Origin of the sequence: Microvirga puerhi (assembly GCF_020089865.1) — a bacterium.
In the GTDB taxonomy this organism is placed as follows: Bacteria; Pseudomonadota; Alphaproteobacteria; order Rhizobiales; family Beijerinckiaceae; genus Microvirga; species Microvirga puerhi.
In genome coordinates, this window is the sequence record NZ_JAIRBM010000015.1 from 37,202 (window position 1) to 56,840 (window position 19,639).

General features: G+C 63.3%; 17 protein-coding genes. 10 read left to right on the forward strand and 7 right to left on the reverse strand.

The genetic code is table 11. From position 1 onward, the window contains the following. The first annotated feature begins 55 nt into the window (after nucleotides 1-55). The 3 genes from K9B37_RS17770 to K9B37_RS17780 all read left to right on the forward strand — a co-directional run bounded on the left by K9B37_RS17770 (nucleotide 56) and on the right by K9B37_RS17780 (nucleotide 3,078). Nucleotides 56-982, forward strand: coding sequence for a hydrogen peroxide-inducible genes activator (locus K9B37_RS17770; RefSeq protein ID WP_224314871.1), 927 nt, complete (start codon nucleotides 56-58; stop codon nucleotides 980-982). 26 nt (nucleotides 983-1,008) lie between these two features. Further along, nucleotides 1,009-2,271 (forward strand): MgtC/SapB family protein, encoded by a 1,263-nt coding sequence (locus K9B37_RS17775; protein WP_224314872.1) that lies wholly within the window; start codon nucleotides 1,009-1,011, stop codon nucleotides 2,269-2,271. A 111-nt stretch (nucleotides 2,272-2,382) separates the two neighbouring features. Further along, nucleotides 2,383-3,078, forward strand: coding sequence for a DUF930 domain-containing protein (locus K9B37_RS17780; RefSeq protein WP_224314873.1), 696 nt, complete (start codon nucleotides 2,383-2,385; stop codon nucleotides 3,076-3,078). Between the two features lie 47 nt (nucleotides 3,079-3,125). On the opposite strand, the gene rpoD is transcribed toward K9B37_RS17780, so the two are convergent. The 4 genes from rpoD to K9B37_RS17800 form a co-directional block, all read right to left on the reverse strand. After that, entirely contained in the window at nucleotides 3,126-5,117 is a 1,992-nt protein-coding gene (gene rpoD, locus K9B37_RS17785) for an RNA polymerase sigma factor RpoD (RefSeq protein WP_224314874.1), read from the reverse strand. A 186-nt stretch (nucleotides 5,118-5,303) separates the two neighbouring features. Continuing rightward, nucleotides 5,304-7,196 carry a DNA primase gene (gene dnaG / locus K9B37_RS17790; RefSeq protein WP_224314875.1) on the reverse strand — a complete coding sequence of 631 codons (1,893 nt, stop codon included), beginning with the start codon at nucleotides 7,194-7,196 and terminating at the stop codon, nucleotides 5,304-5,306. Between the two features lie 130 nt (nucleotides 7,197-7,326). Continuing rightward, nucleotides 7,327-7,794, reverse strand: a complete 468-nt coding sequence (locus K9B37_RS17795) for a nuclear transport factor 2 family protein (protein ID WP_224314876.1) — start codon at nucleotides 7,792-7,794, stop codon at nucleotides 7,327-7,329. A 142-nt stretch (nucleotides 7,795-7,936) separates the two neighbouring features. Continuing rightward, a complete protein-coding gene (locus tag K9B37_RS17800) occupies nucleotides 7,937-8,368 on the reverse strand; it encodes an Lrp/AsnC family transcriptional regulator (protein WP_224314877.1) in 432 nt (143 codons plus the stop codon). Between the two features lie 117 nt (nucleotides 8,369-8,485). Between K9B37_RS17800 and K9B37_RS17805 the strand changes: the two genes are divergently transcribed. Continuing rightward, nucleotides 8,486-9,067, forward strand: coding sequence for a cysteine hydrolase family protein (locus K9B37_RS17805; protein WP_224314878.1), 582 nt, complete (start codon nucleotides 8,486-8,488; stop codon nucleotides 9,065-9,067). Between the two features lie 15 nt (nucleotides 9,068-9,082). On the opposite strand, the gene K9B37_RS17810 is transcribed toward K9B37_RS17805, so the two are convergent. After that, complete coding sequence (locus tag K9B37_RS17810; RefSeq protein ID WP_224314879.1) at nucleotides 9,083-9,541, reverse strand: GatB/YqeY domain-containing protein; 459 nt, start codon at nucleotides 9,539-9,541, stop codon at nucleotides 9,083-9,085. A gap of 142 nt (nucleotides 9,542-9,683) precedes the next feature. Between K9B37_RS17810 and carA the strand changes: the two genes are divergently transcribed. From carA to K9B37_RS17835, 5 genes are all read left to right on the forward strand, one after another. After that, on the forward strand, nucleotides 9,684-10,898 hold the full coding sequence (gene carA / locus K9B37_RS17815) for a glutamine-hydrolyzing carbamoyl-phosphate synthase small subunit (protein WP_224314880.1): 1,215 nt from the start codon (nucleotides 9,684-9,686) through the stop codon (nucleotides 10,896-10,898). A 154-nt stretch (nucleotides 10,899-11,052) separates the two neighbouring features. Beyond that, nucleotides 11,053-11,427: a hypothetical protein gene (locus tag K9B37_RS17820; RefSeq protein ID WP_224314881.1), complete on the forward strand. Its 375-nt coding sequence runs from the start codon at nucleotides 11,053-11,055 to the stop codon at nucleotides 11,425-11,427. Between the two features lie 79 nt (nucleotides 11,428-11,506). Continuing rightward, entirely contained in the window at nucleotides 11,507-12,358 is an 852-nt protein-coding gene (locus K9B37_RS17825) for an AraC family transcriptional regulator (RefSeq protein ID WP_224314882.1), read from the forward strand. An 86-nt stretch (nucleotides 12,359-12,444) separates the two neighbouring features. Continuing rightward, complete coding sequence (locus tag K9B37_RS17830; protein ID WP_224314883.1) at nucleotides 12,445-12,999, forward strand: cupin domain-containing protein; 555 nt, start codon at nucleotides 12,445-12,447, stop codon at nucleotides 12,997-12,999. 84 nt (nucleotides 13,000-13,083) lie between these two features. Continuing rightward, complete coding sequence (locus tag K9B37_RS17835; protein ID WP_224314884.1) at nucleotides 13,084-13,773, forward strand: class I SAM-dependent methyltransferase; 690 nt, start codon at nucleotides 13,084-13,086, stop codon at nucleotides 13,771-13,773. Here the strand turns inward: K9B37_RS17835 and K9B37_RS17840 are convergent. Both K9B37_RS17840 and K9B37_RS17845 read right to left on the reverse strand, forming a co-directional pair. After that, nucleotides 13,770-15,011 carry an MFS transporter gene (locus tag K9B37_RS17840; RefSeq protein ID WP_224314885.1) on the reverse strand — a complete coding sequence of 414 codons (1,242 nt, stop codon included), beginning with the start codon at nucleotides 15,009-15,011 and terminating at the stop codon, nucleotides 13,770-13,772. The genes K9B37_RS17835 and K9B37_RS17840 overlap by 4 nt on opposite strands. Nucleotides 15,012-15,220: 209 nt before the next feature. After that, a complete protein-coding gene (locus K9B37_RS17845) occupies nucleotides 15,221-15,664 on the reverse strand; it encodes a GtrA family protein (RefSeq protein WP_224314886.1) in 444 nt (147 codons plus the stop codon). Between the two features lie 412 nt (nucleotides 15,665-16,076). On the opposite strand from K9B37_RS17845, the gene carB reads away from it, so the two are divergent. After that, entirely contained in the window at nucleotides 16,077-19,547 is a 3,471-nt protein-coding gene (gene carB / locus K9B37_RS17850) for a carbamoyl-phosphate synthase large subunit (protein ID WP_224314887.1), read from the forward strand. The last annotated feature ends 92 nt before the right edge of the window (nucleotides 19,548-19,639 follow it).

Below are 19,639 nucleotides of genomic sequence, written 5' to 3' on the forward strand. Positions count from 1 at the left end.
TTTGAATTAGTCCAATTCGATTGTCTGACCGGGACGATCAGTTTAACTTATCGTCATGATCACCCTGCGCCAGCTTCGTTATCTTACGGCCATCGCCGAAACCCGCCATTTCGGCCGTGCGGCGGCCCTCTGCCATGTCACCCAGCCTGCCCTCTCCATGCAGATCCAGGAGCTGGAGCAATCTCTCGGCTGTCACCTTGTCGAGCGCCGCCGCAATGCGGTGGATCTCACCGCCGATGGACAGGAAGTCGCCCGCCGCGGCGCCGCAATCCTCGCCTCCGTAGCGGATCTGGAGGACTATGCCCGCCGCGAGAAACCTCCCTTGGTCGGGCTCCTGCGTCTCGGCATCATTCCATCGATTGCGCCCTATCTGCTGCCCCGCGCCCTCCCGTCGCTTCACGAGCGATATCCGCATTTGGAGCTGCGCATTCGCGAGACGCAGACTGCCTCCCTCGTGGAAGAACTCATCCGCGGCGACCTCGACCTGATCATCGCGGCGCTGCCCCTCGATAGGCCGGAGCTCGATACCTTGAATGCCTTTCAGGATCGCTTCCTGGTCGCGCGCCAAGCACGCGCGCATCGTCGAAAGAGCGAGCGCATGGACCCTTCCGCCCTTGCGACGGAACATCTTCTGCTCCTTGAAGAAGGTCATTGCCTTCGGGACCAGGCACTGAGCGTCTGCGGCGCGCTTTCGCCGAACATCCAGATGGCCTTCGGCGCGTCCAGCCTCTCGACGGTGATGCATCTCGTCGCCAACGGGTATGGCGTGACCCTGCTTCCGGAAATGGCAGCGGATATCGAGAGAACCGACCGGGTGCAGCTCATTCGTTTTGCCGATCCCGAGCCGATGCGCATGATCGGATTGGCCTGGCGACGGTCGTCACCTCGGCGCAGCGATGCAGAAGCGCTTGCCAAGGTCCTCCTCGATGCCCGCGCGAGCGTCTCTCTAGCTCGACCGCAACAGAAGGCGGTACAAGGATAGCGGTCGTCCCTGCCGAGAAGGAAATCATGAACCTGGATCCGCTGCTCGAACGCCTCGCCGTTGCTCTCGCCATCGGCCTTTTGATCGGTATCGAGCGCGGCTGGAAGCAGCGAGAGGAAGCCGAGGGAGAACGCGCGGCTGGACTTCGCACCTACATGCTGGCGACCCTTCTCGGGGCGCTCTGCGCAATCCTCAGCGATCATCTCGGCGTGGTCTTTCTCAGCATCGCCTTCCTGGCCTTTGCTCTTGCTTTCACGGCATTCGCCTGGCTGGAAGCATCAGTGGAAGGCAATTTCAGCGCCACCGGCGTCGTGGCCGCCCTACTGGCCTTCGCCCTCGGGTCCTACACAATTCTGGGAAATATGCAGATCGCTGTCACGATTGCGGTCACCGCGACGATCGTCCTCGCCCTGAAACAGCCTCTGCATTCCTGGTTGCGACGTCTGACATGGATAGAGATCCGCGCAGCTCTGATCCTGCTCGCCATGACGTTCCTGCTGCTGCCCATCCTGCCGAACCGGCCGATCGATCCCTATGAGGCCGTCAATCCGGCCGCGATCTGGCTGTTGGCCATCATCATCGCGGCACTTTCCTTCGTCGGCTATGTGGCCGTACGAATCACGGGTGGCCAGCACGGAATTGCCCTCGCAGCGCTCGCGGGCGGGCTCGCCTCCTCGACCGCGACGACAGCGACCTTTGCGCGCCTCGCACGCGAGCAACCGGCCTCGGGGCCGCTCCTGGCCGGTGGCATTCTCCTGGCAAGCGCCGTCATGGTCGTGCGGGTGATCATTGTCGCCAGCCTGGTCAACTTCAACCTCCTGAGACCTTTGGGCTGGCCGCTTGGAGCCGCCGGGCTCGTGCTCCTCCTCGGAGCGGCGGTCCTCCTGTTCAGACATCACGGACAGGACGGCGCGCAGCCGGATTTGCGGATTCACAATCCCTTCGAACTCGGCACGGCCTTGCAGCTCGCAGCTCTGATCGCAGTCATCAGCCTGTTCGGCAAAATCCTGGTCGAAACCGTCGGTGATGCCGGCCTGAACGTTCTGGCCATCCTGTCCGGCATCGCTGACGTGGACGCCGTCACCCTGTCGCTGGCCCGGCTTTCACTGAACTCCATCTCGGCGGCTGCGGCGGTCACCGGAGTCGGCCTCGCCGTCACGACGAACACCGTGATCAAGACCGGCATGACCTTCAGCCTTGGAAATGCCAAGGCCGGCTTGCCGGTAGCGGTGGTCAGTCTCGCTGCCTTCGCGGCCGGCGGCGCCGTCCTGTTCCTCCGCGAAACTTAGGGTGTTTGCATTCCCCATGGGCACGGGAGAGCAGAACCATGACTGCCGCAATCCCGCCACACCCGGGCGCCATGCCAACGGCAAAGCTTCGTTGGCAAAGATGTGGCTCCCTTGCAGGCACGTCCCTGGATCAGCTCTCATGTCCTGGCAAACGGACGCGGCTTGGCAGCCTCGCTCGGCCTGCACGGGCTATTGCTACTTGCCTGCACCTTGGCCCTGGCGCCACGACCGGTTCTCCAGTTCGATGAAGGAATTCCTGTCGAAATCTGGTCTCCGGCTCAATTCGACTCGCTTTCATCATCGAAAGCGGATCGTGTGTTACCTTCTCCTCCCGACGACTTGGCAGACAGGGAAACGCCTCCGGGCCAGGCTTCGGTTCCAACACCGCCTCTCGCCGAACGTCCCGATCCCCTCCCTGGCGGGACGATCCGCGCGACCAGAATGCTGTCGCAGCAGGTGCTGGCTCAGCCCCTGAGCCGTCAGATGAGACAAGCGCTCTCAACCTTCGACGAAGAAACACGGATCGAACAGCTCTGCGGGATCGAGGCCATGGCGCAGATCGTGGCTGCCTCAAAACAATTCCAGCCAGATCGGGTCGTGGCCTATGCGATGGCAGATGTGAAGGTCTTGAGGGGCACTGTTCTGGCCGAAGGCGCCGCATTCCGCAGCGCTCACCAATGGTACGGCCTCACATTCAAATGTGAACTCTCACCCGACCGTCGAACGGTCAAAGCCTTCGAATTCTCCTTGGGAGACGCGATTCCGAGGCAGCTATGGGAAGCTCACAACCTGCCGCCGATCCACTGACCCAACCCGGCTAAAGAAAAAGCGCCCGGTGGGCGCTTTTCTCTATCTCAATTGTCCAGGAAGCTCCGGAGCTTCCGGCTGCGCGACGGATGCTTGAGTTTGCGCAGGGCCTTCGCTTCGATCTGACGGATGCGCTCGCGGGTGACCGAGAACTGCTGACCGACCTCTTCGAGCGTGTGATCGGTGTTCATGCCGATGCCGAAACGCATGCGCAGCACACGCTCCTCACGCGGCGTGAGGGAGGCCAGAACCCGCGTCGTGGTCTCGCGCAGGTTCGACTGGATCGCCGCATCGATCGGCAGGATCGCGTTCTTGTCCTCGATGAAGTCGCCCAGGTGGCTGTCCTCTTCGTCGCCGATCGGCGTCTCGAGGGAGATCGGCTCCTTGGCGATCTTGAGAACCTTGCGCACCTTCTCCAGCGGCATGGCAAGCTTTTCCGCCAGCTCCTCCGGGGTCGGCTCGCGGCCGATCTCGTGCAGCATCTGGCGCGAGGTACGGACGATCTTGTTGATCGTCTCGATCATGTGCACCGGAATGCGGATCGTGCGGGCCTGGTCGGCGATCGAGCGGGTGATCGCCTGCCGGATCCACCATGTGGCGTAGGTCGAGAATTTGTAGCCGCGGCGGTACTCGAACTTATCGACCGCCTTCATGAGGCCGATATTGCCCTCCTGAATCAAGTCCAGGAACTGAAGGCCGCGGTTCGTGTACTTCTTGGCGATCGAGATCACGAGACGCAGGTTCGCCTCGATCATCTCCTTCTTCGCCTGCCGGGCCTCGCGCTCGCCCTTCTGCACCATCATCACGATGCGGCGGAATTCCTGGATTTCCAGGCCGGTCTCGGAAGCGAGATTGTGAATCTTCTCACGCAGTTCGTGGATCTGGTCCTTGCCCCTTGCGACGAAATCCTTCCAGCCCTTTCCGCCGAGCTTGGAGACGCGCAGGACCCACTTGGGATCGAGTTCCCAGCCCTGGTAGTGCTTGAGAAACTCCTCGCGGGCGACGCCATGGCTCTCGGCAAAGCGCATCAGGCGGCCCTCATGGGAAATGAGCCGCTTGTTGATGTCGTAGAGCTGCTCGACCAGGGCCTCGATGCGATTGTTGTTGAGCGAGAGAGATTTCACCGCCGCGACAACATCCGCCTTCAGCTCGCGATACTTGCGCTCCTGGGCCGGGGTCAGCTGCTTGTTCTGCATGCGCTGTTCCACGTGCTCGACCTGGAGACGGCGCAGTTTCTTGTAGTTGTCGGCGATGGAATCGAACGTCTCGAGAACGCGCGGCTTCAGCTCGGCCTCCATGGCCGAGAGCGACACGTTGTTCTCCATGTCGTCGTCGTCCATTTCGCCTTCCGGCGGCGCGGCACCTTCGCCTTCTTCTCCGGCGGCTTCCTCCTCGCCCTCGCCGAGATCCTCGCGGGGCGCGCCCTTGCCGTCGGGGCCGGCATAAGTCGCTTCGAGATCGATGATGTCGCGCAGGAGCACCCGGCCTTCGACGAGCTCGTCGCGCCAGATGATGATGGCCTGGAAGGTCAGCGGGCTCTCGCAGAGCCCCGCGATCATCGCCTCGCGACCGGCCTCGATGCGCTTGGCGATGGCGATTTCGCCCTCGCGGGAGAGGAGTTCCACCGAGCCCATCTCGCGCAGGTACATGCGCACCGGATCGTCGGTGCGGTCGGTCGGCTCCTTGGTGGTGGTCTCGCGGACCGCCACGGCGCGGGACTGCGTGGCCTCGACGAGGTCGCCGCTTTCGGCTTCCTCCTCTTCCGCCTCCGCCTTCTCGCCCTCTTCGGCCTCCTCCGACTCGACCACATTGATGCCCATCTCGGACAACTGGCCAAGCACGTCCTCGATCTGCTCGGACGAGAACTCCTCGGACGGCAAGACTTCGTTCAGCTCGTCATAGGTCACATAGCCGCGCTTCTTGGCGAGCTTGATCATCCGCCGTACGGCGGCATCGGTCAGATCGAGAAGAGGCCCGTCGCTCTGCTGCTCAGGCGCTGCGGTCTCGGCTTCGTCCCGTTCGGTTGCCTTCGTTGCCATGCTTTGCAGTACTCCGTCGCCTCACCGGCCCCGAGCCGGATCAGCGATGCGCGAATGGGCAGTGAAGCGACCTGGCTTCACCACCCGAAATCCATTCCAACCGTTAAACAGCAAGTCGCTTGACTAACCGTTAACCATACCCCGCTCGTCCGCCCGCCTATGCTGCCCACGCCAACCGGGCGGGCATCAGTGATCGCGGTGGACAACTCCGTTGTCTAGATCGGCCTCGGCACCCTCGACGGAAGACAGCTGGTTTTGGACCTCTCGCAGCCAGGCGAGATTGGCCTCGTTGTCGTCTTCGGCGAGCGCGCGCTCCGCGGCCCGAAGTTCGCTATGTAACGTGCGTGCGCGGCGATGCAAGGTGATTGCCTGCCGCAATGCGTCCTCAAGTCGCAAGAAATCGGCGTGCGGATCGAGCATCCAACGGTCGCCGGGGCGTACGAGAGATGTAAGACGTTCGGCAACGGCTGCAAGGCCCGACCGCTCGAGACGGGTCCGCATGACATCGGGATCCGCTGGCTCGCCATGGGCGGCATCGTCGATCAGAAACCGCCGCAGATCCTGGGCGCTCCTGCCCTCAAACTCAAGCTCCGCAAGGGTTTCGGCATGATTGTGGAGCATCTCGGGATGAGCCAGGAACGCGCAGAGGATCATTGCCTCGCGCGGCGTTTCAGTGGTGCCGCCGGTAAACAGGGCGCTTCGGGCGAGGAGCGGTGAAACGCTCAATCGGGCATTCGGCGTCGTGGGAGCCGTCCCCCAGCGGTCGCGTCGGGATCCGCCGCCCCGGCGCTGAAAACTGACCGGTCGCGGAGCCGGATTCTGCGTGGACAAGCGGCTTTCCACCTCCTCCCGGTAATATCGCTTCAGGGTTTCGTCGCGAATCAACGCAAGTGATTCGCGCAGACGGTGCTCCAGTGCGGCCCGCCGCTCCGGTGTATCGAGCGGTCCTGCTTCCACTTCCCGAGCCCAGAGGATGTCGATCATCGGCCGCGCCGAGGCGAGCACCCGCTCGATCGCCGCGGAGCCGCCGGACCGCGCCAAGTCGTCCGGGTCCTGCCCTTCCGGCAAGAGAGCGAAGCGCAAAGACTTTCCAGCGCTGAGATTGGGCAACGCGAGATCGAGCGCCCGGTAGGCGGCGCGCCGGCCGGCCTTGTCGCCGTCGAAACAGAGGACGGGCTCATCCGCCATGCGCCAGAGAAGCGTCAGCTGCTCCTCCGTGAGGGCCGTACCGAGAGGAGCAACCGCGTTGGGAAAGCCCGCGACGCTCAAGGAGATCACGTCCACATAGCCTTCGGCGAGGATCACCGTGCCCGTGTCGTGGGCGGGTTTGCGGGCCAAGTGAAAGTTGTAGAGAAGCCGGCCCTTGTTGAAGAGCGGCGTGTCGGGCGAGTTGAGATATTTTGCCGAGACCTCGGCGCCCATCGCCCGCCCTCCGAAGGCGATGACCCGGCCGCGCAGATCGCAGATCGGGAACATGATCCGGTCGCGGAACCGGTCGTAGGGGATCTTCACGTCCTCGCCCGAATAGAGAAGGCCCGCCTCCTCCATCATTTCGATCGGAACGCCCTTCTCGGCCAAATGATCACGCAGAGCATAACGCTCCGGCGGAGCATAGCCGATGCGGAAGCGTTCCTGCGTCTCGTGGCTCAAGGAGCGGCTGGCGAGATAGTCCCGCGCCTTCGGCCCGAAGCGGCCCTGGAGCGAGGCCCGAAAGAACTCGGTCGCCATCTCCATGACGTCGTAAAGCGTGTTGCGCTTCACCTCCTCGGCGCGATCCTCGCGGGTCATCTTGGGCAGGACGACACCTGCCTCGGCGGCTAGCCGCTCCACGGCTTCGGGGAAGGAAAGCCCTTCCGTCTCCTGGAGGAAGGTGAAGATGTCGCCGTGCTTTCCCGACGAGAAGCAATGATAGAACTGCTTCTGGTCGTTCACGTAGAAGGACGGCGTCTTCTCCGCGTTGAAGGGCGAAAGCCCCTTCCATTCCCGGCCCGCCTTCTTGAGACGCACGCGCTTGCCCACGACAGCCGAAATCGGCAGCCGGGCGCGAATTTCCTCGAGGATCTGGGGCGGGTAGCGCAACGTGAGCGAATTCTCCAAACCTGCTGGATAAACTAGGGCGGCAAAGCTGAAGAAAGAAAGCGCAATGCCAAGCTCGCCTTTGCCCGCAATCCACAGGACGGCGTCCCGCGAAGAGACACAATAACGCCAGTCACGGCCCGATCAGTCGCTCATCGATCAGACCGAGAAGTCGCGGAGGAAGCGGTTTCGACAGGCTCTCCGTATCCCAAGCCTGCGACGCGATTCGCCAAGCGCCCTCGTCCTTGACGAGAAGCACCATCTCGACACCGCGATGCACGTCGGCATCGTTTTCGATCATCTCGCAGACCGCCAGCGCGACTGCGACGTTGCCGAATACCTGAACGTCAGTTCCCAGGACGACTTCTTTGAAGGAATTCAGCGTCGTTCCCTGCAGCCCTTTCATCCGCTCGATGAAGGCTTCGACGGTCTGGCGCTGCACCGGCCGTGCGGCAGGATAGAGCTGCGCATCGGGAAGAAAATCCGCCGCGAATCCACTCCAGTCTGCCGAAATGTCATGTGTCCAGCTCAAGGATGCGAACTGCCGAGCGATGACGGCTTCGATCGCCCGAACATCTTCGTTCCGCTCGTCCAGCGTCATGGTTTATTCCCGACCGGCGACAGGAAAATCAGCATGACTGCAATGCGACTGGAGAGAAAGTGCTCCTCCGTGGCAGCAATACCTCCGATAGGCACGGCAAAATGACGGAGCAGTCCAATTGAAGTGACGAATTCGATCGCCCTTACCCCCGCGCCAAAGGCGTTCCGAGAACGACATGCGTCGTGGCGGTCGCGACGCCCTGGACGGAACCGACAGCGTCGCGGATGCGATCGAGCGCAGCGTTGGAGTCGCAGGCCACCATCACCATCAGGTCGATGGAGCCGGTGAGCGAATGGCAGGCGATGATTTCCGGCATGCCGGAGAGATGGGGAACCACGTGCTTGCAGCGAAACCCGGGTTGGAAGGTCACGGCGATCATGGCCCGCACCGCCGGGTCCTGCTCGGATGCGACATCCACCGTGTAGCCCCGAATAATTCCCTCCCGCTCCAGGCGGCGCATCCGCTCCTGGGTCGCGCTGCGCGATAGGCCGACGCTACGGGCAAGGCCGACGAGGCTTTCCCGCGCGTTCCGGCGCAGGGCACCGATCAGAATCCGGTCCTTGTCGTCGAGCATGAAGGTCAATCCGCCGCTGAACGGTCACTCACCGACATTTAGCCGGTCCGGACGCCAACTTGTCGAGCGAAACCGGCAACCCGCCGTGGGATAAAAGGCGCATTCAAGGAGATCTCCATGACCCTCGCCGATGCCGTCCTTTTGCCCGTCGATATGCAACAGGCCTTCGACCAGCCTTCCTGGCCGCCACGCTGGAACGAGGCGATCGATGCCAATGGGCTGGCGCTCCTGGAGGCCTGGAGGCGCCATGGCCTGCCGGTCATCCACGTGAAGCACGATTCCGTCGAGCCCGGCTCGACGCTGGCGCCGGGCCAGCCTGGAAATGCCCTACGGCCCGGCTTCGAGCCCCGTAAAGGCGAAGAGCTGATCGCGAAGAGCGTGAATTCCGCCTTCATCGGCACCAATCTCGACCTCCGACTCAAAAGACTCGGCATGCCGACCGTCGTGGTATTCGGAATCTCGACGGACATGTGCGTATCGACCACCGTCCGGGTCGGGGCCAATCTGGGCTACGAGATGGTGCTAGTGGAAGATGCCTGCGACTGCTTCGCATTGCCGGATGGTGCTGGCGGAACGATCCCCGCCCGGGCCATCCATCAGGCTCATGTGGCAACGCTCGGATTCGAATTCGCGAAAGTCGTCACGACCCGGGATCTCCTCGCAGAGATGGCCGGACAGGCGGCTGGCAAGGCCGCCTGATCCGGCTCTTGCCTGTCAGCCCTTGGGCAGCATCTCCTTGACGAGGCCGCTCGCCTTGGCGAAGTCCATCCGCCCGGCATACTTGCCACGCAGGATCCCGACGACCTTGCCCATGTCCTTCATGGAGGCGGCACCAGTCTCGGCGATGGCGGCCTCGATGGCGGCCTTCACCTCGGCATCATCCATCTGCTTGGGCAGGTAGGAGGAGATGACCTCGACCTCGGCCCTTTCCTGCTGCGCCAGCTCGGCGCGGCCGCCCTGCTCGTACATGGCGATCGATTCCTGGCGCTGCTTGATCATCTTCTGAAGCAGCGCAAGGATCTCCTCATCGGTCGCCGGGCCCTTTCCGGCACCGCGAGCCTCGATATCCTTGTCCTTCAGGGCAGCCTGGATGAGGCGGACAGCCCCAAGCCTGGGCTTGTCGCCGGCCTTCAGGGCTTCCTTCATATCCGCGGTGAATCGTTCGCGCAGCATGCGCCTCTCCTTTAGCTTTAAGCGTTTGAGCGTTGACGTGGCGCGAGCGGGCCCTTAAGTCACCAGGATTAGGTCAAGGGCGTCACAGGCACGCCTGCTCAAGCGCGACCCATTGGGCTCGGACTTACAAGAGATCATGACGATGCTGCAAGACAAAGACACCACCGGGAGTGACTCGGGTGGCTGGACGGAGCCGCGCGCGACGGCTGTGGTCGTGCTTCAGGACGGCACTGTCCTGGAAGGCTTTGGTATCGGCGCCATCGGTGAGGCGACGGGTGAAGTCTGCTTCAATACGGCGATGACCGGTTATCAGGAGATCCTGACCGACCCGTCCTATGCCGGGCAGATCATCACGTTCACATTTCCTCATATCGGCAATGTCGGCACCAACGAGGAAGACATCGAGAGCGTGAATGCCGCCTCCTCGTCGGGCGTGCGCGGCGCCATCATGGCCGCCGCGGTCACGGATCCGTCGAACTGGCGCGCCTCGCGCCATCTCGATGCCTGGCTCAAGGCCCGCGGCATCATCGGCCTGACCGGGATCGACACGCGGGCGCTGACCGCCCTCATCCGTGAGAAGGGCATGCCCAACGCGGTGATTGCCCACGATCCGAACGGACAGTTCGACATCGAGGCCCTGAAGGCCCGCGCCGCCACGCTCCATTCCATGGACGGGCTAGATCTCGTGCCCATGGTGACGAGCACGCAGCGCTTCGATTGGGACGAGAGCACCTGGACGCTGGGTGAAGGCTACGGCAAGGGTGAAGGAGCCAAGCACCACGTGGTCGCCATCGACTACGGCGTGAAGCGCAATATCCTGCGCCTGCTTGCCCGCGCCGGCTGCAAGGTCACCGTCGTCCCGGCCACCGCCTCCGCAGAAGATGTCCTCGCGCTCAAGCCCGATGGTGTCTTCCTGTCGAACGGTCCCGGCGATCCGGCCGCCACCGGCGAATACGCCGTGCCGGTGATCAAGAAGGTCCTGGAAGAGAAGATTCCAACCTTCGGCATTTGCCTCGGCCACCAGATGCTGAGCCTCGCCGTCGGCGGCAAGACCAAGAAGATGCACCAGGGCCACCATGGGGCGAATCATCCCGTGAAGGACAGGACCACCGGTAAGGTGGAGATCACCTCCATGAACCACGGGTTCGCGGTGGACCCGGAGAGCCTGCCGAAGAATGCGGTCGAGACTCACGTCTCGCTTTTCGACGGTTCTAATTGCGGCATCGCCCTGACCGATCGCCCGGCCTTCTCGGTCCAATACCATCCGGAAGCCTCGCCCGGCCCGCAGGACAGCCACTACCTCTTCGACCGCTTCGTGAAGCTCATCGAAGACGAGAAAGTTAAACGCCAAGCTTAAGAGACTTTATTCTTCCGGCCGAGCGGCGAAAGCTTGGCCAGAAGAAGAATGTGCCCGCGACAACGCGTGTATTGCGCAAGATCCCCAAATCACGTTAACCGGTCGACAACGATAAAACATCGACCATACGACTCTTGATTTGGGGGTTCCTCCGATGATCGCAAAAGAAAAGGCTGGCGAATTCAGCCGTCTGCACAGTCTGTTCACGTTCCACCTCGGGGTCGCAGTGGCCCTGTCCTGGCTGACCGCATTCTACGCGTCCTTCTACGCCCCCTGGGTCCGCAACATCCGCCCGCTGATCGATCCGTCCTATGCCGGGCAGGTCGAAAGCACCTGGTCGTTCCTGTTCGTCTTCCCGGCGGTCCTGACGGTGGCTTGGCTCATGTCCGTGTCGGGGCGCGAAGTCTTCCGCCAGATGCGCGTCTTCAAGAACCAGGCCATCGAGTTCGCCATCGCCGGCGCGCTGGCCTTCGTGGTGTTCTATCTCGCCATCGACCGGGCGGTCGCCGTCATCTCCCTCGGCCTCTGAGCTCCTCCAGGCGGGACTCGCTCAAAGTCCGCAACCGTGATCAATTCGCGCCCCGTAATGTCGGGCTTCGGAGTGATCCATGCTGCAGACGAAACCAAAGACCCGCCTCGATTATGGCCGGCGCGTAGCGCTGGTCATCGACCATATCGCCGATAATCTCGACGGTGATCTGTCGCTCGAGCGACTGGCGGGGATCGCCTGCTTCTCGCCCTACCATTTCCATCGAATCTATCGATCGATCACGGGCGAGACTCTCGCCGAAACCGTTCGCCGCCTCAGGCTACATCGGGCCGCCATGGAATTAGCCCGCTCGGCCTATCCCATCGAGCGGATTGCGCGGCGGGCCGGCTATGGCTCGGTCGAAGCCTTCACACGGGCTTTCGGCTCGGACCATGGCGAGCCTCCCGGGGCGTTTCGGGCACGGCTCACTCCGTTTCAACCATTCGGAAACGGAGACGACATCATGCTGCCAGTCACCATCAAGGATTTCGACGGCGTCTATCTCGCCACCCTGCCCCATCGCGGCAACTATCAGGAGATTGGGCGCAGCTTCGATCAGATCGGAGCCTGGGCTGCCGCTCGCGGCCTTTTCACTCGTCCACCCCGGATGATCGGCATCTACTACGATGACCCGGAAAGCGTGCCGGAGGCGGAGCTGCGCTCGGAAGCGGGAATCGAGGTCGAACCCGGCACTCCCCTGAGCGACGGCGTCACCTTGCGCCACCTGCCGCCCGGGCGGGTCGCGAGCATCGTCCATAAGGGGCCCTATGCAGGGCTCGAAGAAATCTATCGACTCCTTTACCGGGAATGGCTTCCCCAGAGCGGCGAGGAGATCGGCGATCAGCCGGTCTTCGAGGTCTATCTCAACACACCGCGGGACGTTCCGCCCTCGGAGCTCCTGACCGAGGTGACACTGCCGCTGAAAGGCTGATCTGCCGCCGGCTCCCTCGATTCTTGAGGGAGCCGACCTTTTCTCCACCTCCGGCGTTGGCGTTGAAACGAACCGGAGACTGCATCATGGCGAAGGCGAAAGGCTACGGCGAGACGCGCGCCTACAATGCGCCCCTGAAGACCGACACGTACATTTTCCAGGACAACGGGCTCATTCCCAACAGCCGCCTGCCCTTGATCGTCCGTCAGGGCGCCATCACGCCGGGAAGTGACGACCCGGCGAAGCCGTTCGAGGAAACCTTCCGCAGGAACGGATGGACCGGCACCTGGCGCAACGGGATATTCGATTATCACCATTATCATTCAACCGCCCACGAGGTGCTGGGCATCGTGTCAGGCTCCGCCAGCGTCCGCTTCGGCGGCGAGAGCGGCGAAATCATCGGATTGACGGCAGGCGACGTGGTCATCATTCCGGCCGGCGTCGGACATGCGCTGCTCAACCAGAACGGCGATCTTCTGGTTGTCGGCGCCTATGCGGACGGTCGCGAATACGACACCCTGACCGATGACCCGAACGTCATCGCCGAGGCGCGCCGCCGGATCGCCCAGGTGCCGCTTCCCGACACGGATCCCATGGACGGGGCCGGTGGGCCCCTGACGAAGCTTTGGACGCAAGGCTGATCCACATCTTCGTCGTTTAGAATACGGCCTGATTCCGTCGCCACCCTCTCGCGCTTTGACGGATCATGATCTAGGACTCTCGCCATGAACTGGCGAGATTACTGGAATCAGGACACGCCGATCTATGCCAGCGAGCGGCACAAGCTCCTGCATTATCGGCTCGTGGCCAACGACATCATCAGCCTCATTCCTTCGCCCGACGCGCGGATCCTGGATTATGGCTGCGGCGAGGCACTATTCGCGGACCGGGTCGCGGCGCGCTGCACCCACCTCTACCTCTCGGACGCGGCGCCGCTCGTCCGCGACCGGCTCACCGAGCGTCTCGGTGACAATCCGAAGGTCTCAATCCTGGCCCCGGAAGATCTCTCGACGATTCCGGACGCCTCCCTCGATCTGATCGTCGTGAATTCTCTGCTGCAGTATCTCTCGCTCGAAGAGCTCCGCGCGGTCCTGCAGATCTGGCGCGCCAAGCTGAAGGCGACGGGCAGGCTGGTGATTGCGGATGTGGTGCCCCCCGACCTCCGGCCCGTGACGGACGCGAAGGCGCTTCTCTCCTTCGCCTGGACGGGCGGGTTCCTCATGGCCGCCTTGCGCGGCCTCGTGCGCACGGCACTGTCCGACTACCGCAAGATCCGCGATGAGATCGGCCTGTCGCATTACAGCGAAGCGGAGATGCTCGACATCCTGCGGGATGCCGGCTTCACCGCCGAGCGCGCCGAGCGCAATTTCGGCCACAACCAGGCACGGATGACGTTCGTGGCGACGCCGATCTAGGCGGCCTTGGCCGAAAGGCGCGCAGTCCGCCGGTCGCTCGCCAGCGACATCGCGAAGACGCCGAGGCCGCACACCGCGAGGATCGCGCCGACCCAGCCAGTCGAGGCGAAGCCGTAGCCGGCGGCGATCGCCAGGCCGCCCAGCCACGCGCCGAGCGCATTGGCAACATTGAAGGCGGAGTGGTTGAGGGCTGCCGCGAGAGTCTGCGCATCGGCGGCCACGTCCATGAGGCGCGTCTGCAGCGCCGGCCCGATGGCGACGCTGCATCCGACCAGGAAGACGCAGATGGCAAGCATGACGGGATTGGTGGCCGTCAGCGACAGCACGCTCATCACGACAATGCTGAACACGAGCGTGCCGCCGATGGTGCCCATCAGCGATTTATCGGCGAACCAGGCGCCGACGAGATTGCCGATGATCATACCCGAGCCGAACACAGCCATCATGAGCGGGACGGCGGTTTCGGGAAGCTGGGCGACCTGCGTCGCCGTGGAGGCGATGTAGGAGAAGACGGAGAACAGGCCGCCGAAGCCGACGGCGCCGATGGAGAGTGTGTACCAGACCTGCCTGCGCCTGAACGCGCCGAGCTCGCGCATCGGGCTCGCCCCCTCCTGGACCTTGTCCTTGGGCAGGAAAAGCCAGATCAGCAGGACGGTCAGGGCACCGAGGAAGCCCACGACCCCGAAGGCTATCCGCCAGCTCATGGCCTGGCCGAACCAGGTCGCCAGGGGCGTGCCGATGAGGGTCGCGATCATCAGGCCCATCATGACCCGCGCGACCGCCTGCGCCCGCTTGTTTGGCTCGACGAGGGATGCTGCGACGAGAGCGGCGACGCCGAAATACGCCCCATGCGGCAGGCCGGTGAGAAAGCGGAGAATCACGAAGGAATCGAAGGTCGGCGCCATGGCGCTGACCACGTTGCCGATCGCGAACACGGCCATCAGCAGGAGGAGCAATGTCCGGCGTGCAAGCTTTGCGGCCAGAACCGCGATGATCGGTGCACCCACCACCACGCCCATGGCATAGGCGCTGATGGCATGTCCAGCCTGGGGCGTTGTGACGGCGAACTCATCGGCGACGTTGGGCAGCAGCCCCATGATGGCGAACTCGCCTGTCCCGATTCCAAAACTGCCGACGGCCAGCGCCAGTTCGATCAGGGCCGTGGCGATCCGAGAGCGCGGGCGGGCCGGTGCGGAGGCAGCGACAATGACGTCGTCCGCGCATGAAACATCCGACATGCAAGCTCCCGCTTTTCGGAAATACGATGAACGCAACCAGATCATAGGACAAGCGAAACCGGGCTGCGACCCGGCACGGTCCTAGGCGAATCCGATGGGTTGGAACGAAGGCGATATATTGCACTGCGAAAGGGAATCTGACGACCGCCCGGGAGCGCAGGCCAGGGCTGCACGCACTGCCTGGATCGGCGAAACTTTAGGCAAAGGCGCTAGGCAAATGTCCACGCCTTGTGCGCCAGGAAGCTCCACAGCATGACGATGCCGGTCGTAACGAGCTGCGCCGCGAGATAGGGAGCGCCGAGCCAGACCGTGAAAACCTGCATGAACAGCCAGGTCAGCAGGAATCCGACGAAGGCAACGGCCGCAAAACGCCAGGTTGCCTCCCGGTGTGGGCGGTTGCTCTCATAGGTATGCCGCCGGTTCAGGGCATAGGACACGAGCCCCCCGGCCACATAGCCAGCGAGCGTCGCCGGGACGGGAGCACTGCCGGCGCCCTCGACCAGCCCGATCAGAAGCCCGTAATGGACAATGGCAGCCGCAATGCCGACGCCGAAGAAGGCGACGAACTGTCGGGCGAGGCGGTGAAGGGAGGAAACGGGCGTCACGGCTCTCCCATAGCGGTTTGAAACCGCCGGGTCACCCTTCGATGTCATTTTGTCATTCCGGGGCCGCTTTAGCGGAGCCCGGAACCCATATCCACTGAGCTTTACGAATTAAGCGCAATGGCAGCCGCAGCCCCTATCCTGAGCTGTTGGCGGTTATGGGTTCCGGGCTCGCCTTCGGCGCCCCGGAATGACAAGGCGTCGTGCTGACCTCTCCCAGGTGAGGGCAGCGCTTTCTCCGGAGAAGTCTCCCCCCTTCACCCTGCCCCTCTCCCCACGAGAGAGGGAGGGCCGCGAAGCGACAATGGTCCGGCTGAAATCTGGGCACAGGGTGTCTTGCCCCTTCCTTTACGGGGGAAGGCCGTGTAAGAGCCTCTCTCAACCTTCAATCTGACAATGTGCCAGCTGCGCTTGGAAGCGCCGCATCATGCGGCCGCGCGGCTGGATACGCCTGGGTAGACTTATGCCGAAGCGGACTGACATCTCCTCCATCCTCATCATCGGCGCAGGCCCGATCATCATCGGGCAGGCCTGCGAATTCGATTATTCAGGGACCCAGGCCTGTAAGGCCCTGAAGGAGGAGGGTTACCGAATCGTCCTGGTGAATTCGAACCCGGCGACGATCATGACCGATCCGGACCTGGCCGATGCGACCTATGTCGAGCCGATCACCCCCGAGATCGTCGCCAAGATCATCGAGAAGGAGCGCCCCGACGCCCTTCTGCCCACCATGGGCGGCCAGACGGCGCTGAACTGCGCCCTGTCGCTCAAGAAGATGGGCGTTCTGGAGAAATTCGGCGTCGAGATGATCGGCGCAACGGCGGAGGCCATCGACAAGGCCGAGGACCGCCAGCTCTTCCGCGAGGCCATGACGAAGATCGGCCTCGACACGCCGAAATCGCGGCTCGCCAATGCGTCGGCCCTCAAGAAGGCCGACCGGGACGCCTATCTCGCCGAACTGGCCCGCTTGGAAGCGCTCGACATCCATCCCGGCGACAAGAAGCGGATGATCTCCGCGTATGAATTGAAATGGAACGCCCACGAGAACGACCGTCGCAAGCGCTACCAGGAGCACGCCATGGGCGAAGCGCTCCTGGCGCTGGCGGAGGTGGGCCTGCCGGCCATCATCCGCCCCTCCTTCACCATGGGCGGCACTGGCGGCGGCATCGCCTATAACCGCGACGAGTTCCTCGACATCGTCGAGCGCGGCCTCGACGCCTCGCCGACCAACGAGGTCCTGATCGAGGAGAGCGTGCTCGGCTGGAAGGAGTACGAGATGGAGGTCGTCCGCGACAAGGCGGACAACTGCATCATCGTCTGCTCCATCGAGAACATCGACCCGATGGGCGTCCATACTGGCGATTCCATCACGGTCGCTCCGGCTCTGACGCTGACAGACAAGGAATACCAGATCATGCGCGACGCATCGCTTGCGGTGCTGCGCGAGATCGGCGTCGAGACGGGCGGCTCGAATGTGCAGTTCGCGGTCAACCCGCAGAACGGCCGCATGATCGTGATCGAGATGAATCCCCGCGTATCGCGCTCCTCGGCGCTGGCCTCCAAGGCTACCGGCTTCCCCATCGCCAAAGTCGCGGCCAAGCTCGCGGTCGGCTACACGATGGACGAGATCGCCAACGACATCACCGGCGGCGTGACTCCGGCCTCCTTCGAGCCGACCATCGACTACGTGGTCACCAAGATTCCGCGCTTCGCGTTCGAGAAATTCCCCGGCGCCGAACCGACCCTGACCACCGCCATGAAATCGGTGGGCGAGGCCATGGCCATCGGCCGCACCCTGCCCGAATCCCTCCAGAAGGCCCTGCGCTCCCTGGAGACCGGCCTCACCGGCCTCGACGAGATCGAGATCGAGGGACTCGGCAAGGGCGACGACAAGAACGCCATCAAGGCAGCGCTCGGCACCCCGACTCCGGACCGCCTCTTGAAGGTCGCCCAGGCCCTTCGCCTCGGCGTCAGCCACGATGAGGTCTATGAGAGCTGCAAGATCGACCGCTGGTTCCTGGAGCAGCTTCAGGCCATCGTCGATCTGGAAGCCAAGGTGAAGGCCCACGGTCTGCCCCAGACGCCGGGCGCCCTCCGGCAGCTCAAAGCCATGGGCTTCTCGGATGCCCGCCTTGCAGTCCTGGCCGGCAAGACCGAGGCCGAAGTGCGGGAACTTCGCCGTTCCCTTGCCGTGCGGCCGGTGTTCAAGCGCATCGATACCTGCGCGGCCGAGTTCGCCTCCCCGACCGCGTATATGTACTCGACCTATGCGGCGCCCTTCGCGGGTGCACCGGCGGATGAAGCCTATCCGTCGGACAAGAAGAAGGTCATCATTCTCGGCGGCGGCCCGAACCGGATCGGCCAGGGCATCGAGTTCGACTATTGCTGCTGCCATGCCTGCTTTGCCCTGAAGGATGCGGGCTATGAGACCATCATGGTCAACTGCAATCCGGAGACGGTCTCGACCGACTACGACACCTCCGACCGGCTCTATTTCGAGCCACTGACACAGGAAGACGTGCTCGAAATCATCGAGACCGAGCGCTCCAAGGGGACCCTGCACGGGGTTATTGTGCAGTTCGGCGGCCAGACGCCGCTCAAGCTCGCCCGCGCCCTGGAGGAGGCAGATGTGCCGATCCTCGGCACGTCGCCGGACGCCATCGATCTCGCGGAGGACCGGGACCGGTTCAAGCGCCTCCTCGACAAGCTCCATCTCAAGCAGCCGAAGAACGGCATCGCCTATTCGGTGGAGCAGAGCCGCCTGATCGCCGCCGATCTCGGCCTGCCCTTCGTGGTGCGCCCCTCCTATGTGCTCGGCGGCCGCGCCATGGCGATCATCCGCGACGAGGCGCAGTTCGAGGATTACCTGCTCGGCACCCTGCCGAGCCTGATCCCGTCCGACATCAAGGCGCGCTATCCCAACGATAAGACCGGGCAGATCAACACGGTTCTGGGCAAGAACCCCCTCCTCTTCGACCGCTACCTCTCGGACGCGATCGAGGTCGACGTGGACTGCCTCTGCGATGGCAAGGATACCTTCATCGCAGGCATCATGGAGCATATCGAGGAGGCCGGCATCCATTCGGGCGACTCGGCCTGCTCCCTGCCGCCCCGTTCCCTCTCGCCCGAACTCATCGCCGAGCTAGAGCGGCAGACCAAGGCCCTGGCGCTCGCTCTCGACGTGGGCGGTCTGATGAACGTGCAATATGCCATCAAGGACGGCACCATCTACGTGCTGGAAGTAAACCCCCGCGCCTCGCGGACGGTGCCCTTCGTGGCCAAGGTCATCGGCGAACCCATCGCCAAGATCGCGGCCCGGATCATGGCCGGGGAGAGCCTTGCCAAGTTCGGCCTTGCTCCGAAGGAATTGCCCCATATCGGCGTCAAGGAGGCCGTATTCCCCTTCGCGCGCTTCCCGGGCGTCGACGTACTGCTCGGCCCGGAAATGCGCTCGACGGGCGAGGTGATCGGCCTCGACAGGGGCTTCGGCGTGGCCTTCGCCAAGAGCCAGCTCGGCGCTGGAAGCCAGGTGCCGAAGACCGGCACAGTCTTCGTCTCGGTGCGCGACTCGGACAAGTCCCGAATCCTGCCGACGGTCCAGATGCTCCAGGAGATCGGCTTCCAGATCGTCGCGACCGGCGGGACGCAGAAGTTTCTTGAGGAAAACGGCGTCAAGGCGACGCGGATCAACAAGGTTCTCGAGGGCCGCCCGCACGTGGTGGACGCCATTAAGAACGGCGATATCCAGCTCGTTTTCAATACTACGGAAGGGGCCGGCGCCCTCTCCGATTCGCGTAGCCTCCGGCAGGCTGCCCTCTTGCATAAGGTGCCCTACTACACCACTCTTGCAGGAGCGATTGCTGCGGCCGAAGGCATCAAAGCCTATCTGGGCGGCGATCTCGAGGTCCGTGCGCTTCAGGATTACTTTGCCTGAGGACTGGCCTATAATCGAAACTGCGAAGCTTCACGGAAGTTTTCGTTGATGAGCGAGGACGTCGGAAACGACGGCCTCGCGCCTCTTTTTTG